Annotated in this window: 19 protein-coding genes and 1 riboswitch; of the genes, 11 read left to right on the top strand and 8 right to left on the bottom strand. The window is 67.9% G+C overall.

Annotation, left to right across the window (positions count from 1 at the left end; translation table 11 throughout):
• Positions 1-194 precede the first annotated feature (194 nt).
• Both BW981_RS22790 and mutM read right to left on the bottom strand, forming a co-directional pair.
• Complete coding sequence (locus BW981_RS22790) at positions 195-1,487, bottom strand: hypothetical protein (protein ID WP_139333882.1); 1,293 nt, start codon at positions 1,485-1,487, stop codon at positions 195-197.
• A 135-nt stretch (positions 1,488-1,622) separates the two neighbouring features.
• Entirely contained in the window at positions 1,623-2,516 is an 894-nt protein-coding gene (gene mutM, locus BW981_RS20925) for a bifunctional DNA-formamidopyrimidine glycosylase/DNA-(apurinic or apyrimidinic site) lyase (RefSeq protein WP_076442752.1), read from the bottom strand.
• A gap of 115 nt (positions 2,517-2,631) precedes the next feature.
• Here mutM and ubiE point away from each other — a divergent pair, with 115 nt between their 5' ends.
• Positions 2,632-3,408, top strand: a complete 777-nt coding sequence (gene ubiE, locus BW981_RS20930; protein ID WP_076442754.1) for a bifunctional demethylmenaquinone methyltransferase/2-methoxy-6-polyprenyl-1,4-benzoquinol methylase UbiE — start codon at positions 2,632-2,634, stop codon at positions 3,406-3,408.
• 103 nt (positions 3,409-3,511) lie between these two features.
• Positions 3,512-5,068 carry a 2-polyprenylphenol 6-hydroxylase gene (gene ubiB, locus BW981_RS20935; protein ID WP_076442756.1) on the top strand — a complete coding sequence of 519 codons (1,557 nt, stop codon included), beginning with the start codon at positions 3,512-3,514 and terminating at the stop codon, positions 5,066-5,068.
• 3 nt (positions 5,069-5,071) lie between these two features.
• Here the strand turns inward: ubiB and BW981_RS20940 are convergent, their stop codons facing one another.
• Complete coding sequence (locus BW981_RS20940; RefSeq protein ID WP_076442758.1) at positions 5,072-6,526, bottom strand: AMP nucleosidase; 1,455 nt, start codon at positions 6,524-6,526, stop codon at positions 5,072-5,074.
• Positions 6,527-6,637: 111 nt separating this feature from the next.
• Positions 6,638-7,585 (bottom strand): isoaspartyl peptidase/L-asparaginase family protein, encoded by a 948-nt coding sequence (locus BW981_RS20945; RefSeq protein ID WP_076442760.1) that lies wholly within the window; start codon positions 7,583-7,585, stop codon positions 6,638-6,640.
• A gap of 1,200 nt (positions 7,586-8,785) precedes the next feature.
• Here BW981_RS20945 and BW981_RS23550 point away from each other — a divergent pair.
• The 6 genes from BW981_RS23550 to BW981_RS20975 all read left to right on the top strand — a co-directional run bounded on the left by BW981_RS23550 (position 8,786) and on the right by BW981_RS20975 (position 14,330).
• Entirely contained in the window at positions 8,786-9,697 is a 912-nt protein-coding gene (locus tag BW981_RS23550) for an OmpA family protein (protein ID WP_244560408.1), read from the top strand.
• Between the two features lie 112 nt (positions 9,698-9,809).
• Positions 9,810-10,076, top strand: a complete 267-nt coding sequence (locus BW981_RS20955; RefSeq protein ID WP_076442762.1) for a hypothetical protein — start codon at positions 9,810-9,812, stop codon at positions 10,074-10,076.
• A gap of 48 nt (positions 10,077-10,124) precedes the next feature.
• Positions 10,125-10,322 (top strand): hypothetical protein, encoded by a 198-nt coding sequence (locus BW981_RS20960; protein ID WP_076442763.1) that lies wholly within the window; start codon positions 10,125-10,127, stop codon positions 10,320-10,322.
• A 91-nt stretch (positions 10,323-10,413) separates the two neighbouring features.
• Positions 10,414-10,517, top strand: a riboswitch (TPP riboswitch).
• A 77-nt stretch (positions 10,518-10,594) separates the two neighbouring features.
• Positions 10,595-12,472: a phosphomethylpyrimidine synthase ThiC gene (thiC, locus tag BW981_RS20965; protein WP_076442765.1), complete on the top strand. Its 1,878-nt coding sequence runs from the start codon at positions 10,595-10,597 to the stop codon at positions 12,470-12,472.
• Positions 12,469-13,236, top strand: coding sequence for a hydroxyethylthiazole kinase (locus BW981_RS20970; RefSeq protein ID WP_076442766.1), 768 nt, complete (start codon positions 12,469-12,471; stop codon positions 13,234-13,236). The genes thiC and BW981_RS20970 overlap by 4 nt, the downstream gene beginning before the upstream one ends.
• Positions 13,237-13,382: 146 nt before the next feature.
• Positions 13,383-14,330, top strand: a complete 948-nt coding sequence (locus BW981_RS20975; RefSeq protein WP_244560409.1) for a SphA family protein — start codon at positions 13,383-13,385, stop codon at positions 14,328-14,330.
• Between the two features lie 204 nt (positions 14,331-14,534).
• Here BW981_RS20975 and BW981_RS20980 read toward each other — a convergent pair whose 3' ends face one another.
• Together BW981_RS20980 and BW981_RS20985 are read right to left on the bottom strand one after the other, a co-directional pair.
• Positions 14,535-15,635 (bottom strand): linear amide C-N hydrolase, encoded by a 1,101-nt coding sequence (locus BW981_RS20980; RefSeq protein ID WP_076442769.1) that lies wholly within the window; start codon positions 15,633-15,635, stop codon positions 14,535-14,537.
• Positions 15,636-15,803: 168 nt separating this feature from the next.
• On the bottom strand, positions 15,804-16,688 hold the full coding sequence (locus BW981_RS20985; protein ID WP_076442771.1) for an LptM family lipoprotein: 885 nt from the start codon (positions 16,686-16,688) through the stop codon (positions 15,804-15,806).
• Between the two features lie 325 nt (positions 16,689-17,013).
• On the opposite strand from BW981_RS20985, the gene dnaK reads away from it, so the two are divergent.
• On the top strand, positions 17,014-18,927 hold the full coding sequence (gene dnaK / locus BW981_RS20990) for a molecular chaperone DnaK (protein WP_076442773.1): 1,914 nt from the start codon (positions 17,014-17,016) through the stop codon (positions 18,925-18,927).
• Between the two features lie 255 nt (positions 18,928-19,182).
• On the top strand, positions 19,183-20,316 hold the full coding sequence (gene dnaJ, locus BW981_RS20995; protein ID WP_076442775.1) for a molecular chaperone DnaJ: 1,134 nt from the start codon (positions 19,183-19,185) through the stop codon (positions 20,314-20,316).
• Positions 20,317-20,386: 70 nt separating this feature from the next.
• On the opposite strand, the gene BW981_RS21000 is transcribed toward dnaJ, so the two are convergent.
• Together BW981_RS21000 and BW981_RS21005 are read right to left on the bottom strand one after the other, a co-directional pair.
• On the bottom strand, positions 20,387-20,578 hold the full coding sequence (locus tag BW981_RS21000; protein ID WP_076442777.1) for a CsbD family protein: 192 nt from the start codon (positions 20,576-20,578) through the stop codon (positions 20,387-20,389).
• A 92-nt stretch (positions 20,579-20,670) separates the two neighbouring features.
• Positions 20,671-21,495, bottom strand: a complete 825-nt coding sequence (locus BW981_RS21005) for a helix-turn-helix domain-containing protein (protein ID WP_076442779.1) — start codon at positions 21,493-21,495, stop codon at positions 20,671-20,673.
• A gap of 133 nt (positions 21,496-21,628) precedes the next feature.
• Here BW981_RS21005 and BW981_RS21010 point away from each other — a divergent pair, with 133 nt between their 5' ends.
• Positions 21,629-22,039 (top strand): hypothetical protein, encoded by a 411-nt coding sequence (locus BW981_RS21010; RefSeq protein ID WP_076442780.1) that lies wholly within the window; start codon positions 21,629-21,631, stop codon positions 22,037-22,039.
• The last annotated feature ends 9 nt before the right edge of the window (positions 22,040-22,048 follow it).

Consider the following 22,048-nt stretch of genomic DNA (forward strand, 5'->3'; position numbering starts at 1 on the left):
GCCGACCGCGTCCCCACCAACGGCACACCTCCGGATGGCTGCCCCCCGGGGACGAGGTGGGGGCAGGTTAAGGGCGCGGCGGGAGGCGGGGATAAGTTTGGATCATGTCTGCCTTCGGCCCGTTGCGGACACTTGCGTTGTCCGCCATTATTTGCGGGTTGTGACTACAAACGCTCGCAAGCGTAGTGTCTCAATCACACATCACCCCCGTTACCTTCGAGAGAAAAAATCGCGATAGCAAAGAAGTACTCGTCTCTCTCTATGATTCTTATGACTTTATTGGAGAGCTGAGGCAAGGCGCCGCTTATTAGAGTACCATCAACTTGATGAAGTACCGGGCTTTGCAGCCAAGCGCCGATCGCTTCTTCGAATTTTTTGTTTCTTGCGGGGCCGATTGGGGAATCAGCGGGAACGGGAGCACTATAACAATATGCGAAGCCGCGGGTTATACCATCACGGAAATCAACCTTCTGCCCAACAAAATCTGGTGTCTGACGAATGTATTTCGACCAATCTTCGACACGTGGTGGCATCGACCGACTAGCATTATTGTCCGAGTAGACAGGGTAGTAGGAGGGGCCCCACCGATTGACACTTCTGACTTGTGGCGGTCCAATCTGTCCCCCGCCGTTGCTGCGCGCGACGCCCATGTTGGCGGGCCTCCCACCATCAGCTGCCCAACCCTCACGGGAACGAAATGCGCCACCGATATCGCGCTGCCGTTCAGCGTCCCAAAGTGCAGCGGCAAAGCTTGGAGTCGGTCCAGGATCCCAGTATCGTGGACGATCTGACGGCCAACCCCGCCTCACGTCCTCGCGGATGCTCTCAGGAATGCGATAGCGAGCATAAGCGTAGCAGTGATTGCCAAACGGCTGTGTCGGCTCCAGGCCCCGGGACTTGAGCAAATCGGGCCCCATCTGGGCCGAAAAAAACATGTTTCGGGATACGAGATTCGAATTTTGCTTCCGGAATTCCTCGAACTCAGCGCGTGATGCGAGGAAAATTTTCGCGCCATCAAAGCGCAGTTCAGCAAGAGGGCTGCGATACGCATCTTCTGACATATAGGCTGTACCGAACGTCAGGGTGTCGGCGTTATCATATACAACCAATACCGGCAGAAGGTCATCCGGAACCCAGCCCTCTTTGATATAGCGCGGGCTACACGCGTCTGGGGAACGTATCACGAGACCCTTGTTATCAAACATACGCTTACCGAAGACGACAGGCATCATGCCCACTTCGGTGGTGTTGCTGCCGTCTTTGTACTTGATCTGACGGATGTTGCAGGCGACCACGATATCGAATTCGACTGGTGCGTTTTTGTAAGCGACTTTCACCTGCAACCTAAAAAACGTTCCTCGATCATCCTTGATCGACTTTGTGAAACTCCAGCGGCCGGTTGCGAGGCGACCGGACTCGCTATTCAAGAGCCAGGCTCCGCCGAGCAGCGCTCCAACTCCTATCAAGGCGCCCGCGACTCTGTTCACAGGATCCGTCTCCATCCGGGCTCGGCAGGACCCTGGCTGTCAGCCCAGCCGTGCGACCTTTTTCATCTTCATCCGGACAGCCGCTATCATGGGCAGGTTAACGTCCACTCCCGGCCCATAGCAGCCAGTCGCCCCTCATCGCCGCCTTGGCTGGCAACCCTCGCAATAAAACGTCGAGCGGCCCGATTGCACCAGCCGCTTCACCAGCCCGCCGCAGCCCGGCGTGACGCAGGGCTCGCCTTCCCGGTCATAGACCTTGAAGCGGTGCTGGAAATAGCCGAGCGAGCCGTCGGCATGGGCGAAGTCGCGCAGGGTCGAGCCGCCGGCGGCGACCGCCTCCTCCAGCACCTCGCGGATGATGCGGGCGAGGTCATGCGCGGTCTCGCGCGGCCGGCCGGTCGGCGTCGCGATGCTGCCCGCCGCCGCCTCCGGATGGAGCCCGGCCCGGAACAGCGCCTCGCAGACATAGATGTTGCCCAGCCCCGCGACGAGCCGCTGGTCGAGCAGGGCCGCCTTCAAGGGCGCGAACTTGCCGGCGAAAAGGCGTGCCAGCGTCTCTCCCGAGAGCTCGTTGCCGAGCGGCTCGATCCCCATCCCGGCGAAGTGTCTGGAGGTGGCGAGATCGGTGCGCGGAACGAGGTCCATGAAGCCGAAGCGGCGGACATCGTTATAGGTGATGCGCGCCCCGCTCCCCATCTCGAAGACGACATGATCGTGGATGAGATGCCGCCCGATCTCGTTGTAATAGGCGCCGGGCTCCACCGGCTTCGTCCCCGGCGCCTCGACGACGAAGCGCCCGCTCATGCCCAGATGCAGGATCAGCGCCTGTCCGTCGTCGAGATCGGCGATCAGGTATTTCGCCCGCCGCGAGAGCGCCTCGACGCGCCGTCCGCTCACCTTCTGGACGAAGCCCTCCGGCAGCGGAAAGCGCAGGTTCGGCCGGCGCAGCTCGACGCGGGCGAAGCGCTCGCCCAGCATGGCCGGCTCCAGGCCACGCCGGACGGTTTCGACCTCGGGGAGTTCGGGCATCCCGGACCATTCCTGTAAAGACTGCGTCGAGAGGGCCCGCGACAAGCCCGCCGCCTTTGGCTATTCATCGGCCGGGCCGAAGACAAGGTCCGCTCCTCAGAAGGTCCGTCGAACCGTGACAGCAGCCCAGAATACCGGCCCCGGTGACACCACCCATTTCGGCTTCGAGACGGTCAGGCTCGCCGAGAAGCAGGCCAAGGTCGACGACGTCTTCCACAAGGTCGCGAACCGCTACGACCTGATGAACGATTTGATGTCGGCCGGCCTGCACCGGGCCTGGAAGAGCGCGCTGCTGACCGCGATCAACCCGCCGAAGGACCGGCCCTTCCACCATCTCGACGTGGCGGGCGGCACCGGCGACGTCGCCTTTTCGGTGCTGGAGGCCGGCGGGCCGCTGACCGACGTGACGGTGCTCGACATCAATGCCGACATGCTGCGCGTCGGGCGCGAGCGCGCCGACAAGCGCTTCCCGGAGGATGACCGCATCCGCTTCGTCCAGGGCAATGCCGAGGAACTCGGCCTGCCGGACAACCATTTCGACTGCTACACCATCGCCTTCGGCATCCGGAACGTGCCCCGCATCGACAAGGCGCTGGCCGAGGCCTATCGCGTGCTGAAGCGCGGCGGGCGGTTCCTCTGCCTCGAATTCAGCCATGTCGACGTGCCGCTGCTCGACAAGGTCTACGAGGCGTACTCCTTCAACGTCATCCCGCCCATGGGCCGGATGGTGACCGGCGAGGCCGAGCCCTACCAGTATCTGGTCGAATCGATCCGCAAATTCCCGAAGCCGCAGGTCTTCGCCGGGATGATCGAGGAGGCGGGCTTCCGCCGCGCCAAGTTCACCGCCATGACCGGCGGCGTCGTGGCGCTGCATTCGGGCTGGAAGCTGTGAGGAGGCGTTCTGCGTCATGCTCGGGCTTGACCCGAGCATCTCTCGACGGGCGCCTCTTTCGGCAGGAGATGGTCGGGTCGGGCCCGACCATGACGGCTAAACCATGATCTCCTCGCTCTTCCACCTCGCCCGCGGCGCGCGCGTCGCCTTCGTGCTGGCGCGCGAGGGCGCTCTTGCCCTCATTGATCCCTCGGTTCTGCCGCCTCTGGCGCGCGGGGCGATCCGCCTCGGCCGGCTGATCGAGCGGCGCGGCGCCGGCTCCTCCGCCACGCGCCTTGCGGCTGCGCTCTCCCGGCTCGGCCCCTCCTATGTGAAGTTCGGCCAGTTCCTGGCGACGCGGCCCGACGTGGTCGGCATGAAGATCGCACAGGATCTCTCGGCGCTTCAGGACCGCATGCCGGCCTTTCCGATGCCGGAGGCCCGGGCCATCGTCGAGGCCGCCCATGGCGTGAGGCTGGAGACGCTGTTCACCGAGTTCAGCGAGCCCGTGGCCGCCGCCTCGATCGCGCAGGTCCACCGCGCGCGGCTGAAGGATGGGCGCGAGGTCGCGGTCAAGATCCTCAGGCCGGGCATCCGCGACCGCTTCAACCGCGATCTCGGCGCGATGCGTTTCGGGGCCGAGCTGGCCGAGCAGCGCTCCGCCGAGGCGCGGCGCCTGCGCATGACCGGCGTGGTCGAGACGCTGGCAAGGTCCGTCACGATGGAGATGGATCTGCGGCTGGAGGCCGCCGCCCTCTCCGAATTCGCCGAGAATACCAGGGGCGATGCCGATTTCCGCGTGCCGGAGCCGGATTGGCAGCTCACCGCCCGCGAGATGCTGGTCGACGAGTGGATCGATGGCGTGCGCCTCTCCGACATCGAGGGGCTGCGTGCTGCGGGCCACGACCTGCCCGACCTCGCCCGCACGATCATCCAGTCCTTCCTGAAGCACGCGATCCGCGACGGCTTCTTCCATGCCGACATGCATCCGGGGAATCTCTTCGTTGACGCGCAGGGCCGGCTCGTCGCGGTCGATGGCGGCATCATGGGCCGCCTCGGCCTGAAGGAGCGGCGCTTCCTCGCCGAGATCCTGCTCGGCTTCATCACCCGCGACTACCGCCGGGTGGCTGAGGTGCATTTCGAGGCCGGCTATGTCCCGGCCCATCACGACGTCGAGGATTTCGCCCAGGCGATCCGCGCCGTCGGCGAGCCGATCCACGACAAGCGCGCCGACCAGATCTCGATGGCGAAGGTGCTGACCCTGCTCTTCGAGATCACCGGCATGTTCGACATGGCGACGCGCACCGAGCTGGTCATGCTGCAGAAGACCATGGTGGTGGTCGAGGGCGTGGCGCGCTCGCTCGACCCGCATCTCGACATGTGGGGCACGGCCGACCCGGTGGTGCGGGAGTGGATCACGCAGAATCTCGGGCCCCTCGGGCGCCTGCAGGATGCCGGGCGCGGCGCCCGCTCGCTCCTGGGCTCGCTCGCCGACCTGCCGGAGACGGTCGGGCGTGCCGAGCGCGTGCTGGGCCAGCTGGAAGATGCCTCTCGCCACGGCTTCGCGCTCGACGAGCGCAGCATCGCCGCCATCGGCCGGGCGGAAGGGCGGGGCCAGCGCTGGAGCACGATCGCGCTGTGGGTGATCGCGGCGCTGGTGGCTTACGGGGTGTTCGGCTGAGGTCTACCGGAAGGGCGGCTCGTCGAAGCTCCGGAGCTTGCGCGAATGGATCGTCGCGCCGGCTTCCTTCAGCTTTTCCAGCGCCGCGAGCCCGATGCGCAGATGCTCACCGACGGCCCGCTCATAGAAGGCGTTGGCCGCGCCGGGCAGCTTGATCTCGCCATGCAGCGGCTTGTCGGAGACGCAGAGCAGCGTGCCGTAGGGCACGCGCAGCCGATAGCCCTGCGCGGCGATGGTGCCCGATTCCATGTCGACCGCGATGGCCCGCGACAGGTTGATGCGCCGGCGCTCCTTGGTCCATTGCAGCTCCCAGTTGCGGTCGTCCTGCGTCACCACGGTCCCGGTGCGCAGCCGCTGCTTGAGCTGGTCGCCCTTCTCGCCGGTGATCTCGGCCGCCGCCTGCTGCAGCGCGACCTGCACCTCCGCCAGCGCCGGGATCGGCACGTCCGGAGGCACGAGTTCGTCCAGGATATGGTCCTGCCGCAGATAGGCATGGGCGAGGACATAGTCGCCGATGATCTGCGTCTGCCTTAAGCCCCCGCAATGGCCCACCATCAGCCAGCAATTGGGCCGCAGCACCGCCAGATGGTCGGTGATGTTCTTCGCGTTGGAGGGGCCGACGCCGATATTGACCAGCGTCACCCCCTCGCCGTTCTTGCGGATCAGGTGATAGGCCGGCATCTGGAAGCGATGCCAGGGCGCCGACATCACCCGCTCGGCAGCCGAGACGTCGACCCCCTCGCGGTCGATGCGGATGCCGCCCGGTGCGACCAGCGCCTCCGCCGTGCCGGCCTCGATCTCGGCGATGCCGAGCCGCACGAACTGGTCGACATAGCGGTGGTAGTTGGTCAGCAGCACCCAGGGCTGCACGGCGCGCCAGTCGGTCCCGGTATAGTGCACCAGCCGCCGCAGCGAAAAGTCCACGCGCACCGCATCGAACAGCGCCAGCGGGCGCGGCTCGCCCTCGATCAGCTCATAGGTGCCGTCCGCCACCTCGTCGCCGACCAGGGAGAGCAGCGGCGTCGGGAAATGGCGCGCGAGCTGCGAGGCGGTGACGGCACCGCGGCCGAGTTCGTCGCCGCCTTCGAGCGCGTAGGGATAGGGGATTTCCTGCTGGCTGGTCCCGGTCTCGATCGTGGCGCCGTATTCGTCGGCCAACGGCCGGAGCTGGTCGAGCAGATAGGCCCGGAACTCGGCCGGCTGCGTCACCGTCGTCGAGTAGACGCCGGGCGCCGCGAACTTCGCATAGCCGCGGCGCGTCGCCTCCGGCAGCTTCGAGGGTTCGTAGCTCACCCGCAGCATCGGATAGCGGTAGCGCTGCCTGTCTTCCGCCGTGGGCGGCGTGCCGGTCTCGAAAAAGCGCTGCAAATCGCTCCGCAGCGCCCCGCGCGCCTCCTCATAGAGCCGTTCGAGCCGGTCGACGGCGGCCTCGGGTGTCGCGGCGGTCTCCAGGCTCATGAGCGGCGGCGTCCTTCGGTCGGGTTGGGGCAGGCGGCCCCGGGCGAGGGTGGCCCATGGTTGGCCTGGCGGCAAGCAAGCCCGCCGGCGGCGGGCTGGGTGGCGATGGCTTCAGGCCTGGCCGGCCATCTCGACATCGCCATGGGTCGCGACATGGACGAGCCCGTCCGGCGTGACCCAGCCGCGATACATGCCCTCTGTGTTGTAGGGCGCGACGACCGCGCCATCGGGGCCGACCGCCACGAGCCCGGCGCCGATCTTGTGCGCCGAAAGCTCGCCGAGAGCCTCGCGGGCCGCCTCTTCCAGCGAGAGGCCCTTGTAGGCGATCAGCGACGCGATCTCATGGCCGACGCAGTAGCGGATGAAGTACTCGCCCTTGCCGGTGCCGGAGACCGCGACCCGCCCGTTGCGGGCATAGGTCCCCGCGCCGATGATCGGCGAATCGCCCACGCGTCCGGCCGGCTTGTTGGTGTAGCCGCCGGTCGAGGTCGCGGCGGCCAGATGGCCCTGCGCGTCGCAGGCGACGGCACCGACCGTGCCGTGCTTTTCCGCCTCGCTCGCGCCGGCGGCGGTGCCGACGAGCTCGCGGATCTTCATCGAGGAAAGGTTCTTGCGGCGCCGGTCCGTCGAGAAATGCTCGTTCTCGACCGTGTCGATGCCCTCATGCTCGGCGAAGACGTCGGCGGCAGGCCCGGCGAGCAGCAGCGGGTCGCCGCGCAGCATCAGCGCCTTGGCGGCGACGATCGGGTTGCGGATGCGCTTGGCGGCGCAGATCGCGCCGGCCGCCAGCGTGGCGCCGTCCATGATCGAGGCGTCGAGCTCGTGCTCGCCATCGGCATTGAAGGCGGCGCCGTGGCCGGCATTGAAATGCGGCGAATCCTCCATCACGCGCACCGCAGCCTCGACGGCGTCGACGGCTGGCCCGCCCCTGACCAGGATCGACCAGCCCGCCCGCAGGGAGGCGGCGAGGTCGGCGCGCGCCTGCGCCCATTCGGCTTCGGTCATCTCGGCTTTCGGCAAGGTGCCGCAGCCGCCATGGATGGCGAGGGCGAGTGTCATGGGCGAGGCCTCTCGAACTGCTTGCGTCGTTGCGCGTCCGGCTCTGGCGGCCGGAGGCGGGCTTTTAGCAGGGTTGGGCGCAGACGCCATCCCCGGGCCGGAGAAGGCCGCGCTCAGTGCCGGAAAGCGATCGCGCCAGGCTCGTTCTGCATGGGAACCCTGCCCGATTCCGGCCGTTTTTGCTTCATCGCGGGTTCAGGGCGGCAAGCCCCTGATGGCCGCACGTCGCAACGAGGAATGGATCTGATGCGTACGAAACGCTGGTTGCTGGTCGGAACGGTTCTGCCGGCCCTTGTCCTGTCCCAGGCTGGTCAAGCCTATACCGCGATGGGAACGCAACTCGCCCAGGCGCCCGCGCCAGGCGACAAAGACAAGGAACGCGAGCAGCCACCGGGGCCGCCACGCGGAGGGCGGCCGGGAGAGCCCGGTCGTCCGGGGCCCGGCGGTCAGCCCGGAATGCCGGGCCGGCCTGGGGCCGAACGTCCGGCCGCGCCGGAACGTCCCGCTGTCCCAGAGGCTCCACGTCCTCCGCGGGCCGAGCCCGGACCCGGCGCCGAGCGGCCGCAGCCTCCCGGCAGGCCGCGTCCTGCGCCGGTCGAGCGGCCCGCGCCCCCGCGCGCCGAGCCTCCGGCGGCCCGCCCGCAGCCCGAGCGCCCTCCCGCCCCCGCCCCCGCCCAGGCGCCGGCCGGCCGGACCGCCCCGCCGGCGCCCGAGCAGCGTTCTGCGCCTCCGGCGCCGGCCCAGCGGACCGCGCCCGCCCAGCCGCCGGCCCCCGCGCCGCAGCCTGGGGCGCGTACGACGCCGCCGGCACCCGGTTCCTCGGGCGTTCCGGCGACCGGCGCGCCCCAGCGTCCGGCGCCGAGCGCCGCGCCCGCCCCTGCCCAGCCCAACGTCCCGGCGACGGGGGACGCCCCCACACCCCAGCCGCCTCAGCCGACGCCGGCCCCGAGCGGGGCCGCCGCTCCCGCGCAGCCCGGTGTCCCCGCCACCGGCGCGCCGGCACCGGCCGCCAGACAGGCTCCGGTCCAGCCCGGCGTCCCGGCCACCGGCGCTCCTCCGCCGCCGCCTCCCGGAGCGGCGGCTCCCGGGCAGCCCGCCGCGGGCCTGCCGGGGCAGCCGCCTCAGCGCGAGGGCCGTCGCGGCTTCTCGCCCGGCGTCGCGGCAGCGATCGGTGCCGGCGCCGGCCTCGTCGGCGGCATCATGGCGACGCAGGGTGCGCAGCGCCTCGACGACGTCCGTGCCCGCCGGCAGGAGGAGCGGGAGGGCGACGTCACCATCATCCGCGAGCCCGGCCGCACCATCATCCGGGGCGACGACGGCACGGCCATCATCCGCCGCGACGAGGATCAGCGCTTCCGCGACCTCGGCTGGGAGGGCCGTTCCGAGCGCCGAGGCGGCGAGACCCGCACGATCTTCGAACGACCCGACGGTTCGCGCGTCATCACCGTGACGGACGAACGCGGCCGGCTGCTGCGCCGCATCCGCACGGGGCCGGACGGCCGCGAGGTGGTCATCATCGACAACACGGTGCGCGGCGGCGGCCCAGGCCGCTTCGCCGACGAGATCGTGGTGTTGCCGCCGCCGCCTCTGTCGATTCCGCGCGACCGCTACATCGTCGATGCCGACGGCGCCGACGAAGGCCTTCTCTACGAGACCTTCGCCGCCCCGCCGATCGCGCCGATCCCCCGCCGCTACACGCTGGACGAGGTGCGCTATTCGCCGGATCTGCGGGCCCGCATGCGCAGCGTCGATATCGATACGATCAACTTCGACAGCGGCTCCTGGCAGGTGAGGCAGGATCAGGCCCAGCGCCTTGCCGGGCTCGCCGCCTCGATCAGGCAGGTTCTGCGCAGCTCGCCCAACGAGGTCTTCATGGTCGAGGGCTATACCGACGCCGTCGGCTCGGATGTCGACAACCTGTCGCTGTCCGACCGCCGGGCCCAGTCGGTCGCGGAGATCCTGACGCGCGACTTCCAGATTCCGCCGGAGAACCTGACCGCACAGGGCTATGGCGAGCAGTATCTGAAGGTGAATACGCAAGGCCCGTCGCGCGAGAACCGGCGCGTGACGCTGCGGCGCATCACCCCGCTGCTCAACGGCCAGGGCGGCTGACGGGCGCAGCATGACACTGAAGGGAGGCCGCCGCCCGGCGGCCTCTTTTTTGCCGGAACCTCGGTCCCCGCCTGTCGTTCCTCAGGTGAGGAAGCCAAAAGGAGACGGTCCCGTGAAACGCGTCGCCCTGTTCGTCGCCGGCCTGCTTGTCGCCGGCTCCATCGTCCTTCCCGCCGCCGCTCAGCAGAACGCGCCGCCCTCCCAACCGCAATCCGGCCAGGCACAGCTCAAGCAGCGCGCCCCCGGCGTGCCGATGGCGCCGCGCAGCGATGTCGCCGGGCTGCGAGCCGGGCAGGGCGAGGCGCGGCCGGAGCAGCGTGCCGCGGCACAGCGGACCCTGCCGATGCCGCGCGGCGTCGGCTCGATCATCGCACCTTGAGCGGTCTCGTTCAGCTTTAGGCAAGGCTTGGCTGCTATCGCTCGAGGCATGAGCGACAGCATCGCCACCACCGCCGGCCTGCTCGCGATGTCCGGCGCATCGACCCAGCAGGCACTCGCGACCGAGATGGTCAGGCAGAACGTGCAGTCCGACGCCAGCATCGTCCAGTTGCTGGAGCAGGGCGCCGAGCAGGCCAAGGCTCTGCTTGCCGCCGGGCAGGGAACCCGGGTGGACCGCTTCGCCTGACGTGTTGCCACGCGTCCCGGCTGCCGGGCCGCGGCACTCCCCCTTTCTTTGTTTGCCGGTTGCGTCCCGATCAGGACGGTTCTAACCTCGCGTCTGTTCCGAGGGGTGCTCGCAAGAGCTGAGATGGCGTGAAAGCCGAACCCGTCGAACCTGATCCGGGTCATACCGGCGGAGGGACTGGAACGCGGGCACGGCTCGAACGCGCCCGCAGACAGCGACTGGACCGCTTCCAAACCCGGATCTCCTGACCTCGACCAAGGAGGAGATCCCGCATGAACGTTCACACCAAGCCCCAGAAGAACAGCGTCAAGACCGCTCCGCAGAGCGTCACCACCGGGCCGATCATCGGCTCGCGCAAGATTTATGTCGCTCCGCCCGAGCACCCCGAGATGCGGGTGCCGTTCCGCGAAGTCCAGTTGACGACCGATGCCGAGCCGCCGGTGCGGATCTACGACCCGTCCGGGCCCTTCACCGAGACCGATGCGCAGATCGATCTGAACGCCGGCCTGCCGCAGCCGCGCCGCGCCTGGCTCGACCAGCGCGGTTTCCAGACCGTCCCCGGCCGCATCGTGACAGCCGCCGACAACGGTCACATCCCGGCCGATCAGCTCGTGCCCGCCTGCCCCGCCCAGCGCCCGATCCTGGAAGCCAAGCCCGGCCAGATGGCGACGCAATACGAGTTCGCCAAGGCCGGCATCATCACGCCCGAGATGATCTATGTCGCGCATCGCGAGAATCTCGGCCGTGCCCAGATGATGGAAGGTGCCCGCGAGCGCCATGCGGATGGCGAGAGTTTCGGCGCCGCCGTTCCCGAATTCGTCACGCCCGAATTCGTGCGCGACGAGATCGCTCGCGGCCGCGCCATCATCCCGGCCAACATCAACCATCCGGAACTGGAGCCGATGGCGATCGGCCGCAACTTCCTGGTCAAGATCAACGCCAATATCGGCAATTCCGCCGTCACCTCGGGCGCCGCCGAGGAGGTCGAGAAGCTGGTCTGGGCGATCAGGTGGGGCGCCGACACGGTGATGGACCTCTCCACCGGCCGCAACATCCACAACATCCGCTCCTGGATCCTGCGCAATTCGCCGGTGCCGATCGGCACGGTGCCGATCTACCAGGCGCTGGAGAAGGTCGGCGGCGACCCGATCAAGCTCGACTGGGAGGTGTTCAAGGACACGCTGATCGAGCAGGCCGAGCAGGGCGTCGATTACTTCACCATCCATGCCGGCGTGCGCCTGCCTTATGTGCCGCTGACCGCCAGCCGCGTGACCGGCATCGTCTCCCGCGGCGGCTCGATCATGGCGCGCTGGTGCCTGGCGCATCACAAGGAGAGCTTCCTCTACGAGCGCTTCGACGAGATCTGCGACATCATGCGCAAATACGACGTCTCGTTCTCGCTGGGCGACGGCCTGCGTCCGGGCTCGATCGCCGACGCCAACGACCGGGCCCAGTTCGCCGAGCTGGAGACGCTGGGCGAGCTCACCCAGGTGGCCTGGAAGAAGGGCTGCCAGGTGATGATCGAGGGCCCCGGCCATGTGCCGATGCACAAGATCAAGGAGAACATGGACAAGCAGCTGCGCGAATGCGGCGAGGCGCCCTTCTACACGCTCGGGCCGCTGACGACCGACATCGCGCCGGGCTATGACCACATCACCTCCGGCATCGGCGCGGCGATGATCGGCTGGTATGGCTGCGCCATGCTCTGCTACGTCACGCCCAAGGAGCATCTCGGCCTGCCCAACCGCGACGACGTCAAGACCGGCGTCATCACCTACCGGATCGCGGCCCATGCCGCCGATCTCGCCAAGGGCCATCCCGCGGCCAAGATCCGCGACGACGCTGTCTCCCGCGCGCGCTTCGACTTCCGCTGGGAGGACCAGTTCAACCTGGCACTCGATCCGGACACGGCGCGCGAATACCACGACGAGACCCTGCCCAAGGACGCCCACAAGGTCGCGCATTTCTGCTCGATGTGCGGGCCGAAATTCTGCTCGATGAAGATCACGCAGGATCTGCGCGCCGAGGTGCTGGCGATGAGCGATAACGAGCGGGCGAACCTCGAGGCCATGGCCAATGAAGGCATGGCGGCCAAGTCGAAGGAGTTCCTCGACAAGGGCGGCAGCATCTACCTGCCTGCGGCTGAATGAGCGCAGCCCCTGCAAGCCTCGACGCGGAAAGCGTCGCGGCCATTCTGGCGCGGGTGGCCGAGCGCCGCCCGCGCGTCCATTGCCTCACCAATACGGTGGCGCAGAACGTCACCGCCAACATGCTGCTCGCCTTCGGCGCCGTGCCTTCGATGGCGAGCCATCCCGAGGAGGTCGCGGCCGTTGCGGCCGGAGCCGGCGCGATCCTGATCAATCTCGGCACGATCAGCCCCGAGGGCGAGCGTGCCACTCCGAAGCTGCTGGAGCTCGCCCGCGAGCGCGGCATCCCGCTGGTGCTCGATCCGGTTTTCGTCGAGCTCTCGCCGCTCAGGATGCGGTTGGCCGAAGAGGTGCTGCGGCTGCCAGGCGTCACCGTGCGGGGCAATGCCACCGAGATGGCGGCGCTGGATGCGGCGATGCGCGAGGCACCGGAGGTGCTGCGCGTCACCACGGGCCCGGTCGACCGTATCGAGAGCGCTGACCGCGCCTATGCCGTCCGTCATGGCCATCCGCTGATGGCGAAGGTGACAGGCCTCGGCTGCGCCTCGAGCGCGCTGGTGGCGGCCTGTCTTGCGGTCGAACCCGACCCCGTGATCGCCGCCGGAGCCGCGCTGACGGCCTATGGCATCGCGGGCGAAATCGCTTCCGAGCGTTGCCGTGGCCCGGGCAGCTTCGCGGTCGAACTGATCGACGCGATCGCGGCGCTGGATGCGGGAGCGCTGCAAGCTCGAACGGCGTGCGTCAGACGCCGGAGGGATACGGCGTAGAGGGGATTCACCGCCGCCCGCAAGCGCCCTAGGCTCTCATGGCTGATTCGCCCGGCAGGTGGCGACCGCGCCGGGGGGCGACAGACGACATGATGCGTAACGAAGCCAGCGGGCCATCGCGCCGGCCAGCCCGGTTTGGCGTGCTGATGGCGCTCAGCCTTGTCGCCGGAGCATTCGGATCTCTGCAAGATGCGCGGGCGGCCGAGAACGGCACGGGCTTCTATCTGCTTGGCGGGCGCGGCGCGATGGCGGGCTACCTGCCGCCTCCCGGGGTCTATTTCGAGAGCGATACCTATAGCTACGACGCGAAGCTCGACGCCCGGAAGTCGTTGCCCGCGGGCGGACGTTTCGTCGCCGATGTGCGCAGCCAGGCCCGGGCCGATTTCCTGAGCGGCACATGGGTGACGCCCTGGGAGATCGCCGGCGGCAATCTCGCGCTCGGAGCCACCCTGCCTGTCGGCCGTGTCCGGGTGGGGGCTGGCCTCGAATACGATTCGCCGCGCACGAACCGCATCATCGGCGCCAGCCTGCGCGACAACGCGACGATGTTCGGCGATCCCGTATTCTCGACGATGCTGGGCTGGCATGCCGGCAAGTTCCATTGGAACGCGACCGTCATGGTCAATGCGCCGGCGGGCGATTACCGCAACGGCGAACTCGCCAATCTCGCCTTCCACCGCTGGGCAACGGACCTGTCCGGTGCCCTCACCTGGTTCGATCCCGAAACCGGCGTCGATCTCTCGGGCGTTGCCGGCGTGACGTTCAACGGCACCAATCCGGCCACGGATTACCGGACAGGCACGGAGTTCCATCTGGAGTGGGCCGCCTCGAAGGCGCTGACCAGCGCCCTGTCGGCCGGCGTCATCGGCTATCACTACCAGCAGATCACCGGCGATAGCGGCGCCGGCGCACAGCTCGGCGCCTACAAGGGGCGCGTGACCGCCCTCGGCGGCACGCTCGCTTACAATTTCACGGTCGGAAAGACGCCGGTCTCGACCCGGATCAAGATCCTGCGCGAATTCGCCGTCGAGAACCGGGCGCGCGGAACCGTGGGCCTGCTGACCGTCTCGCTGCCGTTGACGGCCTCGCCCTGACGGCGAGGCCGGTTCTCAGGTGTCGGGAGGCTAGAGCATCGGACCGAAAAGTGGAATCCACTTTTCGGATCAATCCGATGCAACAACAAGGAAATAGATCGCCACTATGCGTCCGATAGGACGCGCGGCGATCTGTGGCGCGGCCGGCTGACCGGAGGAAGGCAGCCGCCGTCGCCACCCGGCGAGACAGCGGCTGCGTCGTGGTTACGGCTTCACGAATTGCAGCGCGGAGGGCAGCGGATTCGGCTTGAAGGGCGCCACCTGAAGTGTCTTGGCGTCGAGATCGAAGCTGGTCAGATCCACCATGCGCAGGACCTGATCCTGATAGCTCTTGATGTAGTACTTCTTGGCCCGAAGGTCGGCGACCGAGGTCCACTGCGTGTACTCGAGCTCTCCGCCCTTCGCCGCGGAGTTGATGAAGCCGACCGGGATGTCGAAGTTGTTCATGATGTGCTCGACGAGGCGCACGGTCTGCGGGCCGTCGGGGAGCTGCTTCGCCGAAGCGACGTAGCCGAGCGCGCGAATGAAGCGCGACGGCGGTGTCGGGTCCCCCGGAATACCGAGCAGGCCCGAGCCCTGCCCGAAGGGTTCGAAGGTCTTGCCGCCGATCTTCAGCGGATCGGCCGCGACCGGCGAGAGCTTGACGTAGTTGCGGATGTTGTTGAGGTGCCAGTCGAAGGTCGGGGAGTTCGTCAGAACGCCCATCGGATTGTCATAGACCTTCAGCTTGCCGTCCACCGGCTCGATCACGATCGAGGCGCCCGTCGCGTCGTGGATCGGGAAGTGGAAGGGCAGCGTGAAGTTCACGATCGGCGCCGGAAGGTCGACGATGACGGCCTTGTTGAGCGCTTCCTTCACCTCCGCGACGGTGGCGAAGTTCGACAGGACCCAGCTCAGGAATTCCCAGGGCGCGAGCGCGGTGTTCGGATCGGCTTGCGCGACCGGCGTGTAGCCTACGAAGTCCGGGAAATACAGGGCGCCGCCGGCGAGCCCCTTCTCGTTCATGCCGTCGGAGACGAACGGCTGGCCGAAGCTCATCACGCCGACGAAAGCGTAGCGCGTGTTCCACTTGGGAGCCGGCATGTTGGCGGGGCGGGTGCCGACGAAGGCGTAGTTCCGCGGAACCACGACGACGTCGGACGGTGTCTGGAGCGCGTATTCGAGGGTCCGGCCGTAAACCGGCGTGCCGTCGGCAGCGATCATCAGAATGTTCGTGCAGGCCTGGGCCGGCGCGGCGCTGGCGAGCACGCCGGCGAGCAGCGTCGCCAGACCGCTTCTTGCAAACTTCCAATCGAAAAGACGCATTCTACCCAATCCCCCAAACGATGTGCGTTCGCTTGGTAGGCGGTCAGTCGCGGAACAATCGTAAAGAAGCGCGCGGTTTGGTGTGGATGCTGCGGGCAGCAGGCAAAGGTAGTAAACCGGGCGCTAACCGCCGGGGCGCGCGGCCTCGGCCGGCGCGGGGAAACGCGTCTACTGCGTCGGCGTCAGGGAAAGCGGCGCCGGCCTCGGCGCTGCCGGGCGCGGCTTCGGCTTCGCCGCGGGCTTCGGCTCGGTGCCGAGGCCGAGCCGGGCGCGCAGATGGGCGGCGCGCGCCTCGGTGATGCGGGCGGCGCAGAAGCCGACCTGACCTTCGCGCTGGAAATCCCGACAGATCGTCTCACGTTCGGCCGAGAAGCCGGCCTGCTCGCGCGCGATCGTGCGCTGCTCGACCGGGTCGGACTTGGCGGTCAGCGTCCGGTAGCCTTCCCGCACGGCACGCTCGGCGCTGCCGCGCGCCCGCTCGATCTCCTTGGCCTGCGCGGCGATTGTGCGTGCATCGGCTCCCCACAGCCCGCGCGGATCGATGCGGCATTGCGCGGCCTGGACCACGCAGGGCTCGTTCGGCTCGACGACGAGGAAGGCGCCGTCCAGAATGTCGAAGACGATCGGGCAGATCGGCGCTTCCAGGCGATAGCGCGGCACGCCGGCCGGCCGGCCCAGCGCCGTCACCGGAACCGGCGCCTCGCCGAAGGACACCGCGCAGGGCTCGGTGAGATTGGGCGGCTGGAAGCCGTCGAGATCGAGCTTCAGCCCATAGCCCGTGCCGAGTTTCGTCAGGGTCGCCGAGCCATGGTTGCCGTTGCGGTGCAGGGCCTTGCCGAGGATGTCCTGCTCGGCCGGAACCTTGATGGCCGGCATGCTCGGCTGGCGCGGAGCCGCAGGCGCGCCGGGTGTAGGCGGCAGGACCTGCTGGGTCCCCGGCGCATTGAAGGGCTGGGCACCGGGCAATTGCAGCGGCTGCGCGCCGGCGCGCCCGCAGAGCGCGAGCACCGCCGAAGCCGCCAGGACCGGCAAGAGACGCGTGACCTTCCGCATCGAACCTCTGCAAATGGCAAAGAGGCGATGAATGGTCCCGCGCGCCTGCGCCCGCAAGGGCGGCGGGGACACACCTGGCCCGGAAATGCCGTGCGCGGGCTCCGGAACGGCCGTCCGGCCATGTGATTCTTAATCGGCTCGCCTGTCTTGCAAGGGCGGGAACACCCTCACTATATACGCCGCCAAGGGGCGGTCTAAACCACCGTCAAACGTGGAATGCCGGTTCGTTCGCCGCTGAAGCGGGGGCGAGGCGGTCCATGGGCCGGCAAGCGCTGCACAACGCAGCGCGGGCCGGCGATCTGCTCAATCGAAAGGGATCCCATCCATGGGTAAAGTCATTGGTATCGACCTCGGCACGACCAACAGCTGCGTCGCAGTGATGGAAGGCTCGACCCCGAAGGTCATCGAGAACTCGGAAGGCGCCCGCACCACCCCGTCGATCGTCGCGATCACGGATGATGGCGAGCGCCTCGTCGGCCAGCCGGCCAAGCGCCAGGCCGTCACCAACCCCGAGCGCACCTTCTTCGCGATCAAGCGCCTCATCGGCCGGACCTTCGAGGATCCGATGACGCAGAAGGATCTGAGCCTCGTCCCCTACAAGATCGCCAAGGCGCCGAACGGCGACGCCTGGGTTGCGGCGGACGGCAAGGATTACTCGCCCTCGCAGATCTCGGCCTTCACCCTCACCAAGATGAAGGAGACGGCCGAGTCCTATCTCGGACAGCCCGTCACCCAGGCGGTCATCACCGTCCCGGCCTATTTCAACGACGCCCAGCGTCAGGCCACCAAGGACGCCGGCAAGATCGCCGGCCTCGAGGTGCTGCGCATCATCAACGAGCCGACGGCGGCCGCGCTCGCCTACGGCCTCGACAAGAAGCAGGCCGGCACGATCGCGGTCTACGACCTCGGCGGCGGCACCTTCGACGTCTCGATCCTCGAGATCGGCGACGGCGTCTTCGAGGTGAAGTCCACGAACGGCGACACCTTCCTCGGCGGCGAGGACTTCGACATGCGCCTCGTCGAGTATCTCGCGGATGAGTTCAAGAAGGAGCAGGGCATTGACCTGAAGAAGGACAAGCTCGCCCTGCAGCGCCTGAAGGAAGCCGCCGAGAAGGCCAAGATCGAGCTGTCGACCACGGCGCAGACCGAGATCAACCTGCCCTACATCACGGCCGACGCGTCGGGTCCGAAGCACCTCGCGATCAAGCTGTCGCGCGCCAAGTTCGAGAGCCTGGTCGACGACCTGATCCAGCGCACCATCGAGCCCTGCAAGAAGGCGCTCAAGGATGCCGGCATCTCGGCGGGCCAGATCGACGAGGTCGTCCTCGTCGGTGGCATGACCCGCATGCCGAAGGTCCAGGAGGTGGTGAAGCAGTTCTTCGGCAAGGAGCCCCATAAGGGCGTCAACCCGGACGAGGTCGTCGCCATCGGCGCCGCGATCCAGGCCGGCGTGCTCCAGGGCGACGTCAAGGACGTGCTGCTGCTCGACGTGACCCCGCTCTCGCTCGGCATCGAGACGCTGGGCGGCGTGTTCACGCGCCTGATCGACCGCAACACCACGATCCCGACCAAGAAGAGCCAGGTCTTCTCCACCGCCGAGGACAACCAGAACGCGGTGACGATCCGGGTCTTCCAGGGTGAGCGCGAGATGGCGGCCGACAACAAGATGCTCGGCCAGTTCGACCTGATGGGCATTCCGCCGGCCCCGCGCGGCATGCCGCAGATCGAGGTGACCTTCGACATCGACGCCAACGGCATCGTCTCGGTGACGGCGAAGGACAAGGCCACCAACAAGGAGCAGCAGATCAAGATCCAGGCTTCCGGCGGTCTCAGCGAGGCCGACATCCAGAAGATGGTGAAGGATGCCGAGGCGAATGCCGCCGAGGACAAGAAGCGCCGCGAGCTGGTCGAGGCCAAGAACCAGGGCGAGAGCCTGGTCCATTCGACCGAGAAGTCGCTGAAGGACTATGGCGACAAGGTCTCCGAGGCTGACAAGTCGGCCATCGAGACCGCCGTCGAAGCGCTGAAGACCGCGCTGACCGGCGAGGACCCGGAGGCGATCAAGGCCCGCACCAATGAAGTCATGCAGGCCTCGATGAAGCTCGGCGAGGCGATGTACGCCGCCAGCCAGGCTGAGGGCGCCGGCGCCGAAGGCGGCCATGCCGAGGAGGCCAAGAAGGACGACGTCATCGACGCCGACTTCAAGGACGTCTCGGACGACAAGAAGAAGAGCGCGTAAACCCGCGCTCTGCTAAGGACGTCATGGCCGGGCTCGACCCGGCCATCTCGTTCAGGAATGGCGTCGGCGCGCCACGCTGCGACGCCAACGGGTGCCAGAGGCCGGGCCAGGATCATCGCGCGTCCAACTGGACGCGATCACGATGATCCTTTGTGTTGTAGAAGCATCGGAACCGCCCGAAAGTGGCCTCCACTTTCGGTCCGATGCTTCGCCGCCCGGCCCTCTTGCGTCGGGTCACAGGGACAGAACGTTTCGATGTCGAAGCGCGATTACTACGAGATCCTCGGCGTCAGCCGCACGGTGACGGAGGTCGAGCTCAAGAGCTCCTTCCGCAAGCTGGCGATGCAGCACCATCCGGACAGGAATCCCGGCGACGTTCAGGCCGAGATCAAGTTCAAGGAAATCAACGAGGCCTATCAGGTCCTCTCCGACAGCCAGAAGCGCGCGCTCTATGACCGCCACGGCCATGCCGCCTTCGAGCAGGGCGGCGGGGGCGGCGGCAATCCCGATTTCTCCGACTTCATGTCGGACATCTTCGATTCCTTCTTCGGTGAGAAAGGGGCGCGGGGCGGACCGCGCGCGGCCAATGGCCGCGAGCGTGGCGCCGACCTGCGCTATAACCTCGAGATCGGGCTTGAGGATGCGTTTACCGGCAAGAACGCCTCGATCCGCGTCCCCACCTCGGTGTCGTGCGAGGCCTGCTCCGGCACCGGCGCCAATCCCGGCTCGAAGACGCGGCTATGCCCGACCTGCGGCGGCCATGGCCGGGTCCGGGCCAATCAGGGCTTCTTCTCGGTCGAGCGCACCTGCCCGACCTGCAATGGCCGCGGCGAGGTGATCGACGACCCTTGCAAGAACTGCCAGGGGGCGGGACGCGTCACCCGCGAGCGCACGCTGTCGGTCAACATTCCCGCCGGTGTCGAGGACGGCACGCGCATCCGGCTGGCGGGCGAGGGCGAAGCCGGCCTGCGCGGCGGCCCGGCGGGCGACCTCTACATCTTCCTCTCGATCAAGCCGCATGCGATCTTCCAGCGCGACGGCGCCGACCTGTTCTGCAGGGTGCCGATCGGGCTCGTCTCCGCCGCGCTCGGCGGCGAGATCGAGGTTCCGACGCTGTCGGGCGAGCAGGCCCGGGTGAAGGTTCCGGAAGGCACGCAGACCGGCAAGCAGTTCCGCCTCAAGGGCAAGGGCATGAGCGTGCTGCGCTCGCGCGAGGTCGGCGATCTCTACATCCAGGTCGTGATCGAGACCCCGCAGAAGCTCACGGCCCGGCAGCGTGAGCTGCTGGAGGAGTTCGAGCGCGAAAGCTCGCACAGCAACCACCCCGAGACCGCCGGCTTCTTCGGCCGGGTCAAGGATTTCCTCGGGGGGCTGGGCGGCACCGCCTGAGCCACCGGACAGACCGAACGAAAAAAGGCCGCCCATCGGGCGGCCTTTCCATATCCGTGAGAGCTGCGTCTCAGGCCTTGTCGACGACGTTCTTGACGGCGTCCTTGCCCTTGCCGAGCGCCTGCTGGGCTTCGCCCTTCATTTCCTGGGCCTTGCCCTCGGCTTCCCACTCGGGCTTGTTGACGGCCTTGCCGGCAGCCTGCTTGACGTTGCCGGTGGCCTCGTTGGCCATGCCCTTGACCTTGTCCATGGTGCTACCCATCGTCCTGATCCTTCTGTTGAATTTCGTGCCGCCCCCGCGGCGTCGCTTGAACAACCGGCCACCTTGCGGAAGGTTCCGGACGAACCCGAGGGTCAGATTCCGCTGCCGTGCCGCGCCTCGGCCATGGCCCTCAGGGCAGCGGCCGTTGCCGCGTCGGCCGGAAAGAAGGTCTCGAGCGCGAGTTCCGACAGGGTGATGTCGACCGGCGTGCCGAAGACGGTCGTGGTCGAGATGAAGGACAGCACCGCCTTCCCGACCCGCAGCCGCAGCGGCACGGCGATTGCCGCTTCGTCAGCCGGCGCATGCGGAGCGTGCTGCGTCGCCGAGGGCGCCGGATAGGCCAGCAATTCCGCCAGCAGATCGACGAGGACGGGATCGGCTGCCACCCGGACCTGCTGCCGCAGCCGCGCGACCAGATGGCCGCGCCACTCGGCCCAGTTGAGCACCGCCCCGGCGAGCCCTCCCGGGTGCAGCGCGAGGCGCAGCACATTGACCGGCGGACGCAACAGATCGGCCTCGGTCACCAGGGCCAGCAGGGGGCCGACCGCCGCATTGGCGGAAAGCAGCGTCCAGTGCCGGTCCACCGCCAGCGCCGGGCAGGGGTCATGCCCCGCCAGGATGAGATCGACGGCGGATTTCGCCGCCCGCAGCGCCGGATCCTCCAGCGCCCGCTCCAGATAGACAGGCGCGTAGCCCGCCGCGAGCAGCAGCGTGTTGCGTTCGCGCAGCGGTACACCGAGATGTTCTGCCAGCAGAAGCACCATGTCGCGGCTGGGCTGCGAGCGGCCGCTCTCCACGAAGGAGAGGTGCTTCTGCGAGATCTCCGCCTCGAGGGCGAGATCGAGCTGGCTGATCCGGCGCTGCCGCCGCCAGTCGCGGATCAGGGGGCCGATGGCGGCGCTGCGATGGCTGTTCATGCTCGGCACGCTACCGGGCCCCCGGCGCCGTTCCAATTACCTCCGGCTTAATCGACCGCACGTCCCGCAGCGGTCAACCTGCCTCCATTGCAACCGAGGCGTCCATCCGGCGCCTCCTGCCCGGGAGACCGTCATGACGATGATCCAATCCTCGCCGCTGCTGCGCCGCGCGCTCGCCCTCGACGCTATCGCCTGCGCCGCCATGGGGGCGCTGCTGGCCGTCGCCGCCGCTCCGCTTGCTGCGTGGCTCGGCCTGCCCGCGCCCTTCCTGAGAGGCGCGGGCCTTCTCCTGCTGCCCTGCGCTGCCGTGCTGGTCTGGCTCGCGATCCGGCAGGACGTGCCCCGCCTCGCGGCCTTCGCTGTGATCGCCGTCAATCTGGTCTGGATCACCGACAGCCTGCTTCTGCTCGCGGGCGGATGGTTCGCGCCGACGGGGTTGGGCATCGCCTTCGTGCTCGCCCAAGCCGCGACCGTCCTGGCTCTGACGGCGATGGAGGCAACGGGGCTGACGCGCTCCGCCATGCGTTCCTCGGCGACCGCGTGAGCCGCATCG

The organism is Allobosea sp. TND4EK4, from assembly GCF_900156025.1.
Taxonomy (GTDB): domain Bacteria; phylum Pseudomonadota; class Alphaproteobacteria; order Rhizobiales; family Beijerinckiaceae; genus Allobosea.